This window comes from Nonomuraea sp. NPDC048881 (genome assembly GCF_040649795.1).
In the GTDB taxonomy this organism is placed as follows: domain Bacteria; phylum Actinomycetota; class Actinomycetes; order Streptosporangiales; family Streptosporangiaceae; genus Nonomuraea.
On sequence record NZ_JBEZGC010000040.1, the window covers coordinates 17168 to 28141 of the forward strand.

The window sequence follows — 10974 nt, forward strand, 5'->3', positions numbered from 1 at the left end:
AAGGCGTTCAAATGGACAGTTACCTCACATGGCTGCGCGCGCGAGTGGGGACCGACCCGGTCATCCTCACCTGTGCGGTCGCCTGCGTTCTCGACGAAGGGCGACTGCTGCTGCAGAAGCGGCCGGACGGGCGATGGGGCTTGCCCGGCGGATTCATGGACCTGGGCGAGTCCCTCATGGAGACCGCAGCACGGGAGACCAAAGAGGAGACCGGGATCGACATCGAGATCGGCGAATTGCTCGGCGTCTACTCCAAATACTTCGACGAGTACCCCAGCGGGGATCGGGCCCAGGTCGTGACCGCCGCCTTCGTCGCGAGCCCGGCCGGCGGCGTCGCCCAGGCGGACAACATCGAGAGCCTGGAAGTCCGCTGGGTGCCGCTCGGAGAATTGCCCCCGATGTTCAATTCACAGCACCAGGACGTGGTCGACGACCTGCGGGAGGGCCGCCGCAATGTGTTCCGCTGAGGCGCCACAGACCATCCTGCTGGTGGTCGACGGCCTCGGCGTCGGAACCGTGGACAGCGCTGACGGCTGGTCCCTGGATCCCGACGCGAACACCCTGCGGAGCGTACTCCGTGAAACCGGCCCCCGGGTCGACACACTGGACGCGCTCGGCTTACCCAAGCTGGGCTACGGCCCGACGGAGTATCGCGGCCTACCGCTGTCAACCGGCTGGATCACCCCGCACTACCCAGGTGCCGACACCGCACTCGGGCACCTGGAACTGCTCGGCTGCCACCCGAACGCTCGCCCTGCCACAGTCGCCGCACAGATGCCGGCCATCGTGGCAGCGTGCGCTCCGCACTACGAAGTCGAGGTGCGGGACGGCTACCTGATCGTGGACCGGTCGATCCACATCTTCGACAACGTCGAGAGCAACCCCGGCAGCAACGTCAACGTCCTGGCCGCGGCCGGCGAGACCAGCCCCGGCAGGCTCCTCACGGTCGGCCGCCTGGTCCGCTCGGCGGTCAGCAACCCGCGCGTGATCGTGATGTCCGGCCGACCGCTGACCGGCGAGGCCATCCGGGCGTCCATCGATGTGCGGCAAGCCGAAGATGACCTCGTCCTGGTCGGCACGAGCATCTCAGCCCTCGGCATCCACAACGAGCATTACCGCTCGACGCACCTCACCGGGAACCTCGCCGAGGCGACCCTGGCTACCGAGATGGTGCGGTCAGGCCACGAGGTGGTGCTCCTCGGCAAGGCGGCCGACCTGATCGAGGCCCCGGGGGCCACCGTCATCCGGGCAACCGACACATCGACGGCGCTGGAGCAACTGGCGGACGTAGCACGAGAACGAGTCAACGGCTTACTCATCTGCAACATCTTCCAACTCGACCTCGCAGGCCACGGCCAGGATCCGGACCTCGCAGGCGAGGTCCTACGCACGGTTGACCACTACCTAGGGCCGATCCTCGCCACCCTTCGCCCAGGTGACCACCTGGTCCTCACTGCCGACCACGGCAACGACCCCGCCATCGGCCATGGAAGGCACACCCGCGAACACGTGCCCCTGATCTGCGTCAACGGTGCGGCTGATGCGGAATCACACCTCATCGGCCACCGCCATTCTCTGGCAGACGTAGCCGCCTCCATCTGCTCCTGGCATTCGCTGACCTGGCGAGGGGCCGGGAGAGTCTTATAAGAATCATCATCCAGGAGAAGAGAATGCGCACAATAGCGACCGTCACATCCAGCCTCATCGTGGTGACCGCTTTCCTGATCAGCACCCCCATGTCTTCCTCGGCCACCACGACGACCGGGTGTACCGCCACAAAGCTCGACGAGAAGACAGCGGCCTCCACCTGCACCGAGGGCACCACCGGCGTCCAGCACCGCGTACGCGGCGACCGGTTTCGGGCCAGGCTGGAGGCGCCAGATCGACCAGCAGCGAAGCGTTCTTGACCAGTGGAAACAATGGTCAGGGGCTTCGGCGCTGTAGGGCTGTCGTGGATCGCGGTCGCTCGGGGGAAGGTGGCGGCGAGGTCGTGGGGTGGTCACTCGGTGGGGTGGGCCGCGTCCAGGAGGCGGCGCAGGTGCAGGCTGTCCGGGGCCAGGGCGGTGATCAGGCCGGCGGGGCCGGCCAGCGGGGTCAGTACGGCTTGACCCGCTGCGGGGTCGTCGCCGAACAGCCGGACCTGGGGCGGTCGGCGTTCCAGGTCGGGGTCGACGAGGAGGATCTGGCCGGCGGCGCGGTGACTGGCCAGGATCGCCGGACCGTCCCAGCCGGGGGCGCCCGGGCCGTAGGCGGTCTGCTGGTCCAGCAGGAGGTGTCCATCGCGGTGGACGATGAGGCGGATGGCCAGCCGGCCCGGAGGCTCGCCGAAGCGCCCGAGGACCTGTTCCTCGCGCAGGACGAGGCGCGCGGTGGCGGCCAGGTCGATGGTGCAGGTCTGGCGCAGGTTGCTGCCGGCGGCGGAGATCAGCGGCTGGGGCAGCCAGTGCAGGCTGGCACCGTCGGCCACGCTCAGGTGCACGTCGTAGGTGGCGGGCTCGGGGGTGGGGCCGCGCAGGGCGATCGCGGCTGAGGCGGTGGTGACGTGAAGGTGGGCGCCGGGTTCGGCGGTGGCCTCGACGCGCAGCCGGTCGCCGCCGAGAGGGGCGTTCATGGCGCCGAGCACGCACACCCGTGCCTGGTCACCGTGCGAGTGAAGGCGGCGCAGGTGGAACGGGCCGTCGCCGGCCAGGGCGGACAGTACGGTGCCCTCCCCGGCGCGGGTCGCCGTGACGCGGGCGGTGGCGCGCACGCCCGGCACAGCCGGCACGGCCGCCACACCTCGCACGCCCGGCGCGCCCGGCACGGCGTGGGACGCGAGGGTCATGCGGGGCCCGGGACGCGGGCCGCCAGGCGATGCAGGACCCACTCCACCACGGGCCGGACGCCGTCTTCGGTCTTCAGGGCGGTGAAGGCCACAGGCAGCTCGCCGCGCTGCGTCCTGGCGTCGCGGGCCATGGCCTCCAGGTCGGCGCCGACGTACGGTGCGAGGTCGGTCTTGTTGATGACGAGCAGGTCGGAGGTGGTCAGGCCGGGCCCGCCCTTGCGGGGGATGTCGTCACCGCCGGCGACGTCGATGACGAAGATCTGCGCGTCGACCAGGCCCTTGGAGAAGGTCGCGGTGAGGTTGTCGCCGCCCGACTCGATGAGGATCAGGTCGAGCGGGCCGAGCAGTTCTTCGAGGTCCTCGACGGCTTGGAGGTTGGCGGAGATGTCGTCACGGATGGCGGTGTGCGGGCAGGCGCCGGTCTGGACCGCCTTGATGCGCTCGGCGGGCAGTACGGCCTCACGCAGCAGGAACTCGGCGTCCTCGCGGGTGTAGATGTCGTTGGTGACGACCGCGATGGACAGTTCCTGGCGCAGTGCGCGGCACAGGGCGGCGACGGTCGCGGTCTTGCCGGAGCCCACCGGTCCGCCCAGGCCGATGCGCAGCGCGCCGCGGCGGCCGCCGGGGTCATGGCCCTGGCCTGCGGAGACGTCGTGGTCATGGTGGAGGTGCATGGCGCTCCCGTGGTCGGACGACAGGCGTTCGTACAGGTGGGTCAGGAGGCGAACAGGCGGGCCGAGCGGGTCACGTGCTGTTCGGCGGTGATGTCGAGCAGCGGCGCCGAGGCGGCCGGCAGCGCCGCGACACCGTCGGCGTGGACGCGGCCCGCCGCCTCGGCGGCCCGCCGCGCGACGTGGTCGAGGTCGGCGGCGAGCCGGGCCAGGACAGCCGTGGCGTCGAAGGGGTCCAGGCTCAGCAGGCGGACGGTCGCGGCGGCCGGGCCGCTGACGCTCTCATAGGCCGCCGCGCAGGCGGCGTCGTACGGGCTCAGCCCTGCGGCGCGGGCGGCCACTCCTAGCACCACGGGCTGATGGGCGCCGCGCGGACGGGCAGCGGCCAGGGCGTCGAGCTCGGCGCAGGGCCAGACGGCTCGGGCGGCGCGCAGCAGTTGCCGTCCGAGCGTGCGCGCGATCTGCCGCAGGGCCGGAGAAGGCGTGCGGGCGTCGGCGGCCTTCTCCAGCAGCAGCGGGTCCAACCCGGCGGCGGCCGCGGCCGCGAGCCCGGCCGCGGTCAGCCCGCTGGTGTGCAGCCTGCCTCGACAGAACGCCTCCAGGCCGGCCGCGTCACGCACGCGTCCGGCGGCGACGGCCGCCTCGGCGCCGCCGGAATGAGCGTGCCCGCCGGCCGGGAACCGGCCGTCGGCCAGGACGAGCAGCGTGGCACGGCTCATCGGCGTGACTCACCTTCCTTGAGTGAGATGACGGGTCAGAACAGGAAGTAGAGCTGCGCCATCGGCAGTTCGGTGGGGGGCTCGTGGTAGTCGATGCGCCGGCCGTCGATCCGTACCTCATAGCCGTTGGGGTCGACGTCGATGACGGGGGTGGCGTCGTTTCGGCGCATGTCCTGCTTGAACACCCCGCGGGTGTTGCGGATGGGCGTGAACGACTTGTCCACCTCGACCCGGCCGGGCAGGCCGGCCGCGATCGCCTGTTCGCTGACGAAGTTGACGGAGTTGGCGCCGGGGGCTCGGCCCGTCGCGCCCCACATCGGGCGGGGCAGGATCGGCTGTGGGGTGGTGATGGCGCCGTTGGCGTCGCCGACCTGTGCGTACGCGATCTGGCCGCCCTTGATCACCCGGTGCGGCTTGACGCCGAAGAACTTCGGCTCCCACAGCACCAGGTCGGCCAGCTTGCCCACCTCGACCGAGCCGATCTCGTGGTCGATGCCGTGCGCGACGGCCGGGTTGATGGTGTATTTGGCGACGTAGCGGCGGGCGCGGTGGTTGTCGGTCTCGTCGGCGCCGCCCCGGTCGCCGTCCAGCGGTCCGCGCCGCTGCTTCATCACGTGCGCGGTCTGCCAGGTTCTCGTGATCATCTCTCCGATGCGTCCCATCGCCTGGGCGTCGGACGACATGATCGAAATGGCGCCCAGGTCGTGCAGGAGGTCTTCGGCGGCCATCGTGGCGGGCCGGATGCGCGACTCGGCGAAGGCCCGGTCCTCGGGCACCTGCGGGTTGAGGTGGTGGGCGATCAGCACCATGTCCAGGTGCTCGGGGACCGTGTTGTGCGTGTAGGGGCGGGTGGGGTTCGTGGAGGCGGGCAGCACGTTGGGCAGTCCCGCCATTCTGATCATGTCGGGGGCGTGGCCGCCGCCGGCGCCCTCGATGTGGAAGACGTGGAGCGGTTGATCGCCGATGGCCGCGATGGTGTCCTCTACGGTGCCTGCCTCGTTCAGGGTGTCGGCGTGCAGGGCCAGCTGTACGCCGGTCGCCCGGCACACCTCCAGGCAGCGGCGCAGGACCGCCGGGGTGGCACCCCAGTCTTCGTGGATCTTGAAGCCGAGGATGCCGGCCTTGACCTGGTTGTGAAGGGACTCGGTGGACATCGTGCTGCCCTTGCCGAGCAGCCCGATGTTGACCGGGAAGGCGTCCAGCGCCTTGAACATCCGGTCGAGGTGCCAGGCGCCGGGCGTGACGGTGGTGGCGGTCGTGCCGTCGGCGGGGCCGGTCCCGCCGCCGATCAGCGTGGTGACGCCGGAGGCGAGCGCCTCCCGGATCTGCTCCGGGCAGATGAAGTGCACGTGGGTGTCGACGCCGCCCGCGGTGAGGATCTTGCCGTTGCCCGAGATGACCTCGGTCTCGGGGCCGATCAGGAAGTCGCTCGCGACGGGATGCCCGTCGTGCAGCCGATCCATGGTCTCGTCGTTGTAGGCCTTGCCCAGCGCGGCGATGCGGCCGTCGCGAATGGCGACGTCGGCCTTGATCACGCCCCAGTGGTCCAGGATGAGAGCACCGGTGATGACGGTGTCGGGCGGTTTCGGGGCACCGGGGGTCGCGCTGTCGCGTGGCGCGAGTGACTGCCCCATCGACTCCCGGACCACCTTGCCACCGCCGAAGAGGATCTCGTTGCCGCTGCGGCCAGGACCGCCGGCCCAGTCCTCGGTGATCTCGATCCACAGATCGGTGTCGGCCAGGCGGACACAATCCCCCGTCGTCGGGCCGAACCGGTCGGCGTACTGTTCGCGCGTGAGGGGCTCGGACATCAGAGGTTGCCTCCGACCTTGCCGTTCAGGCCCGCGACGTGGCGCCGGCCCTCGATGGGCACCAGCTCCACGTCCTGGGGCATGTTGGGGGCGAAGCGCACCGAGCCGCCGGCGGGGATGTTCAGCCGCTTGCCGTAGGCGGCGTCACGGTCGGGGTGGATGTCGAGGCGGGAGTTGACCTCGTAGAAGTGGTAGTGGGAGCCGACCTGGATGTGACGGTCGTCGGTGTTGGTGACCCGTACGGTCGTGATCGGGCGGCCGTCGTTGAAGCTCACACCACCCTCGGAGGAGAAGTCGATCGCGCCGGGAGGGCCCTGCCTCCCTGGCCCGGCCACGCGGGCCGACGGCCCGGGGTCGGGTGGGCACGGCGGGGGCCCGGGGTCGGGTGGGCACGGCGGGGGCTCGGGGTCGGGTGGGCACGGCTGCGGCAGAGCCCCGCACGGCGACGGGGCCGGGTCGGATGGGCACGGCAGAGTGGTCGCCAACGGGATCGGCTCGCGGAGGGTGACCATTTTGGTGCCGTCGGGGAAGGTGGCCTCGATCTGGAGGTCGGCGATCATCTCGGCGACGCCTGGCATGACTTCGTGCGGCATGAGCACCGGTGGCTGCTGCTTGGCCATGAGGTCCGCGACGGTTCTGCCGGCGCGCGCCTCTTCGAGGACCCAGGAGGTCAGGATGGCAACCGCCTCCGGGTAGTTGAGCTTCACTCGCCCTCTGCGCTTGTGGGCCACGTCCGCGGCCACGTGGATCATCAGCCGTTCTTGTTCATGCAGGGTCAGGTGCACCCTCTCACCTCGGTTTCACTTCTGCCCCCAGGCCCTTGCCTTCGGGGCCGACGGTGCGGATCGACCGGTATGGCCGATGCTGGGCCCATATCGCTGTACGCTCTTGCGCCGAGAGGTTGCCCCTTTCGCGGATGCGCCCGAAACAGGCGCCGTGAAGGGGTTCTATGGTCACCGCCCGGTTGCGTGCCGAGCGTAACTAATTCGACACTCTGCGCGATATGGCCTGGAGGGGAAGGGTGCCTCGCGCCGAAGCCACACCGGCGCCTCGCCCTGCTGACCGACATGACCAGTTCCGTCCCGGCCACCACACCGCGTTCGCACCGCGACCGACCACGAGCCCGCCCGAGCGAGGTCACGTCCGTGGACGTGACCGGAACAGCCAGCCCATGCGCCAGCTCGAAGTATCAGCGATGTCGATTTCTATTTTCCCACCGGCCAGGAGTGAGGTCATCAGGAGCACAAGCCGAGCGGACGAGACATACCCCGCCGACGCCAACCGCCTCTACCTGCGCCGCCGCACGACCCGCCGCACGACCCGCCGCACCATCCCCGAACCCGCGAGACCAGCGTGCCGACCGCCGCCGACGCGGCTCTGCCGGGCGCCGATGTCGCCGGGTCGTGAAGGTCACGCGTTCCGTGACCTTGGCTCAGGGCTTCACCACGTCCGCCACTCGGCAGCGATGTCCGCGTGGCGATCAAGCTCGCTCTGGCGGAAGCATGAGGTATTGATCGACTTCAACGCCGGCCCGCGCCGCCGCCAGCCAGCGGATGAGGTCCGCGTCCATCGAGATGCCCTTCTCCCGGGGTTCCTCAGCGTCGCGGAACTCCTGCACCACGATCAATGTCGTCTCCCAGCCCTGGCCGCGGGCAAGGGTGCGCAACGTGTGCGCCCCCCGGTCGCCCCGGGCCGTCACCGAGCGCCCGGGTCACCGATTCGGGGTCAGCGTCATCGGCGACAAGGCGGAGGTACACGTTGAACATGCGCTACTTCCACTTGCACGTCGACTTGAATCGCGATCGTACCGCTCTCGCAACTCCTGCTCGACGGGTGGACTCCGGCAACTGAGTGAGCGCACCACGCCATTCTGCTCATTAGCGGAAATGTAGGTAGCGCTGGTAGCGTCCCCCAGCGCGGGCCTTCATACATGCGACAGCGTACTTAAGGCGCCACTGGTTAGCCCCTCCTCGCGAGCTTCTCATCGCCTTGCCGTTATCGACCCAAGCGTCCGCCCAAATAGTCGCCTAAGCATGGACCACCGCCAGCATCTGAGGATTTGCCCACGCCCTCTCGACCGGGCCCCTGATCGTGCATTCTTGTACGAATCATCATGCAGCGATCCTGTCTGCACCCGCCTCGTAAACTCAGCCGCTCATCAAGGACGCCAAATGGCCGATACATCGGACTACGCGCAGGTTCAACCCCACCGTCGTTCCAAGCGTTCCGGCCGCACCGCGCTTACCGCAGCGGTCGCGAGCGGTGTAGCCGTTGCGGCAATCGTCACAGTCACAACCCAGGTTCTGTCCAAGCCGGAAACCTTCCCAGGCGGCAGCGGAACCGCATCCGTCAGCTCAGCACGAGCCTCGGCACCCGAGCCCATCGAGAAACTGTGGCCCGCAGCAGTGCACGAAGTGCCGGCCAAATTACCCGACGGCGGAAAAGTCCGGCCGCGACTGATGGTGGACACCACCAAAGTTCTCCTGACCGCCGAAGCCGGCTTCGAGAAGGCGAACGGCCTCTACACCTACGACGTGAACAGCGGCGAGGTGGCCAAACTCGCCGACATCACCCTCCCCGCCGGCACCACCCTCTTCCCCGACGGCTTCACCGCAGGCCAAGGCCAGGTCGCCTGGTGGACCGCCCGCGGCGCCGCCGACAAGCGAACCGCCGACATCTGGACCGTCCCGACGACCGGTGGCAGACCGAAGCTCGTCACCTCCGCTCCCCTGCCGCCCGCCTCATCGGCCGGCTTCGTCACCGGGATCGCCATCACCCCTGACCGCCTCGCCTGGTCAGCCGGGAACGAGGGCGTCTTCACCGTCGACGTCAACGGCGGGCAACCGCAGCGCGTAGACGGCACACAGGGACAGCACATCCTGAACTGGCCCTGGATCGGATCACCTGGAACGTTCGGCGGCGACGAAGCCCCCTTCCAGTCCGTCATGAACATCGAGACCGGCGAGAAGCGCGCCCGGACCGCCTTGCAGCCAGGCAGCCCTGTGGCCTGCGGCATCACCCTCTGCGTCACACACCCCGGCCGATCCGCGGCGGCGCAGGTCCAGGACCGGGACGGGCGAGCACGGCACGACATGAACGTGACGGGAGTCGCGCCACAGCCTCTCCAGCAGGACCGGTTCCTGTCCGCCCAGCTGCCCGATCGTGCGATCGTCCACGACGTGCGGTCAGGCGTGTCCGCCGAGATCCGCGGCATCGACACCCGGACCCGCTACCGCGCCCCGGCCGGCAGCAACATCGCCCTCTTCATCCGCGGCGACAAGTTCGTGGTCGTCGACCTCACTGCCATTCACTGACCACTCTTCCGCTGGTGGTGGCCTGCGACCCTTCACGTGGGACCCTCCGACCGCCGTGCTGAGATCCCGCTTGCGGGGGGCCGAAGGCGAACGTCTCGAAATCAAGAAAAATGACCTTTCCATCCGTACGACGGAGAAGGTTGCCTGCGCGTGCAGCCGATTCGCTGCAGTGAGAAGCCTCGTGTGATGCGAGAGCGTCCGGCAGCCCGCTACCGGCTAACGGCAGCCATTGATCACGCTGAATACGCGCGTAACCCCGCCTTGGGTCTCTCGGTGGGTCTCAAGCGATGCCTGCAGACCTGCAGGAAGCGACCGAGCCCTCCGTCAAGGTGCCAACGGTCGCTCTTGAGGGCTGAACCTCCACGTCTGTATGCCTTTGCGGTAGAGCGGCACCTGTCGTGCGATCAACCGGCGGCGCACAACCTGTTGAACTCCGCGACGTCCGTATTGATATCCGCGATCACCTGATTGGGGTCACCGCCGGTCATGCCCGTCAGGCGGAAGCTCAGTTCCTGGAACTCCGCGGCCAGCCGCCTGATCTTCGCCCCCACCGCGCCCTGCGCGTTGAGGGCTGCGCCCATCAAGTCGCTGTACGTCTGCTGAGCCGCGGCCGCCTGACCGCTTGGGCTGGTTCCGGCATCCCTGCGGTAGGCGGTCAGGGCCGCCGCCGTCTCGTCGCAGCCGACGGACCGGACCTTCAGCGGCGCCGGAGGGGGATCCTGGACGGCTTGCGTGTGACTCGGCGTTTGGGACGTGCTGGACTCAGGCGATGAGTCCACCGGCGATGGCGAGTGCGGGGTGACGACCTGACCCGGTGGGGATGAAGTCGGGGACGGACTGGAATCCACTGTGCCGGACGGGGTCTTGGGCGGCATCAGGTAGGCGAAGAGCGCGACCACGGCTGCGATCGAACCCGCCAGAGCGCTCACTGCCGTCCAGTTCAGGCGCGAGCCCGCTCCCCCGCCGCCCGCCCCCGCTGATCCGCTTCCGGTCATGTTCTGATGGTGGCCGAGCCGCCGCACTCGGTCCAGGACGACTCCCGCAGATGTTCTTGATCTGCAGACAGCACCGGCACCGGTTGCACTCCGGCCGCGGACCATCCCGACCGGACGGCCACTAACCGCCACTCCTTCCCTGTCGGAGGGCCGGGCTCAGCCGACCGGGGTGATGCCGTCAACAGGGCCGGCTCGTACACCACTCCCGCGGACTCAACCGTCGATGTGGTCCTGTCCGACTTCGTCCAGGCCAGGCTGGGGACGTCGAGCGGGCCGGCGATTGTGAGTGGTGAAGCCGCTCGGCGAATTGCTGCCCAGCTGGCCTGTCCGCGCTGAACGACGGGCTGCCCTGGATGCGGCTGTTGCCCCGCTCACGCGTTGTTGACATTCGCCGCATAGGAGACAGAATACACATATGAACAGTTCTTCAGCTGAGAATGTGTTGATGGTGGACGGTTGTGCCGTCAAGGTGGTGGATGCCGACCGGGTGTCCGCGGTGTGCGAGCGCATGCCCGCCGCCGAGGACCTGGCCGACACGGCGGACATCTTCGGCCTGCTGTCCGACCCCAACCGGCTGAAGCTGCTGGTCGCGCTGCTGGACGGCGAGCTGTGCGTGTGCGACCTGGCGGCGGTGACCGGG

General features: G+C 69.1%; 11 protein-coding genes. 4 read left to right on the top strand and 7 right to left on the bottom strand.

The genetic code is table 11. From position 1 onward, the window contains the following. Positions 1–11 precede the first annotated feature (11 nt). Both AB0C33_RS50630 and AB0C33_RS50635 read left to right on the top strand, forming a co-directional pair. Positions 12–467, top strand: coding sequence for an NUDIX domain-containing protein (locus tag AB0C33_RS50630; RefSeq protein ID WP_358302871.1), 456 nt, complete (start codon positions 12–14; stop codon positions 465–467). A 22-nt stretch (positions 468–489) separates the two neighbouring features. Continuing rightward, entirely contained in the window at positions 490–1647 is a 1158-nt protein-coding gene (locus tag AB0C33_RS50635) for a hypothetical protein (protein ID WP_358302874.1), read from the top strand. A gap of 352 nt (positions 1648–1999) precedes the next feature. Here the strand turns inward: AB0C33_RS50635 and AB0C33_RS50640 are convergent, their stop codons facing one another. From AB0C33_RS50640 to AB0C33_RS50665, 6 genes are all read right to left on the bottom strand, one after another. Further along, positions 2000–2824, bottom strand: a complete 825-nt coding sequence (locus tag AB0C33_RS50640; protein ID WP_358302877.1) for an urease accessory protein UreD — start codon at positions 2822–2824, stop codon at positions 2000–2002. Further along, on the bottom strand, positions 2821–3498 hold the full coding sequence (ureG, locus tag AB0C33_RS50645; protein WP_358302879.1) for an urease accessory protein UreG: 678 nt from the start codon (positions 3496–3498) through the stop codon (positions 2821–2823). Before ureG ends, AB0C33_RS50640 begins: the two co-directional genes overlap by 4 nt. A gap of 41 nt (positions 3499–3539) precedes the next feature. Continuing rightward, on the bottom strand, positions 3540–4214 hold the full coding sequence (locus AB0C33_RS50650; RefSeq protein ID WP_358302881.1) for an urease accessory UreF family protein: 675 nt from the start codon (positions 4212–4214) through the stop codon (positions 3540–3542). Between the two features lie 35 nt (positions 4215–4249). Next, positions 4250–6025 (bottom strand): urease subunit alpha, encoded by a 1776-nt coding sequence (locus AB0C33_RS50655; RefSeq protein ID WP_358302884.1) that lies wholly within the window; start codon positions 6023–6025, stop codon positions 4250–4252. After that, positions 6025–6810 carry an urease subunit gamma gene (locus AB0C33_RS50660; RefSeq protein WP_358302887.1) on the bottom strand — a complete coding sequence of 262 codons (786 nt, stop codon included), beginning with the start codon at positions 6808–6810 and terminating at the stop codon, positions 6025–6027. Before AB0C33_RS50660 ends, AB0C33_RS50655 begins: the two co-directional genes overlap by 1 nt. A 695-nt stretch (positions 6811–7505) precedes the next feature. Beyond that, positions 7506–7652: a hypothetical protein gene (locus AB0C33_RS50665; protein ID WP_358302890.1), complete on the bottom strand. Its 147-nt coding sequence runs from the start codon at positions 7650–7652 to the stop codon at positions 7506–7508. A gap of 544 nt (positions 7653–8196) precedes the next feature. Between AB0C33_RS50665 and AB0C33_RS50670 the strand changes: the two genes are divergently transcribed. Further along, positions 8197–9339: a hypothetical protein gene (locus tag AB0C33_RS50670; RefSeq protein ID WP_358302893.1), complete on the top strand. Its 1143-nt coding sequence runs from the start codon at positions 8197–8199 to the stop codon at positions 9337–9339. Between the two features lie 404 nt (positions 9340–9743). Here the strand turns inward: AB0C33_RS50670 and AB0C33_RS50675 are convergent, their stop codons facing one another. Beyond that, positions 9744–10268 (bottom strand): hypothetical protein, encoded by a 525-nt coding sequence (locus tag AB0C33_RS50675; protein WP_358302896.1) that lies wholly within the window; start codon positions 10266–10268, stop codon positions 9744–9746. Positions 10269–10779: 511 nt separating this feature from the next. Between AB0C33_RS50675 and AB0C33_RS50680 the strand changes: the two genes are divergently transcribed. Beyond that, positions 10780–10974 (top strand): ArsR family transcriptional regulator (locus AB0C33_RS50680; protein ID WP_358302899.1); only part of this gene is annotated, 195 nt, incomplete at its 3' end.

Coding starts and splice junctions, on each gene's coding strand:
- ureG (WP_358302879.1), bottom strand. CDS start 3,498: ATGCACCTCCACCATGACCACGACGTCTCCGCAGGCCAGGGCCATGAC.
- AB0C33_RS50670 (WP_358302893.1), top strand. CDS start 8,197: ATGGCCGATACATCGGACTACGCGCAGGTTCAACCCCACCGTCGTTCC.
- AB0C33_RS50655 (WP_358302884.1), bottom strand. CDS start 6,025: ATGTCCGAGCCCCTCACGCGCGAACAGTACGCCGACCGGTTCGGCCCG.
- AB0C33_RS50630 (WP_358302871.1), top strand. CDS start 12: ATGGACAGTTACCTCACATGGCTGCGCGCGCGAGTGGGGACCGACCCG.
- AB0C33_RS50640 (WP_358302877.1), bottom strand. CDS start 2,824: ATGACCCTCGCGTCCCACGCCGTGCCGGGCGCGCCGGGCGTGCGAGGT.
- AB0C33_RS50650 (WP_358302881.1), bottom strand. CDS start 4,214: ATGAGCCGTGCCACGCTGCTCGTCCTGGCCGACGGCCGGTTCCCGGCC.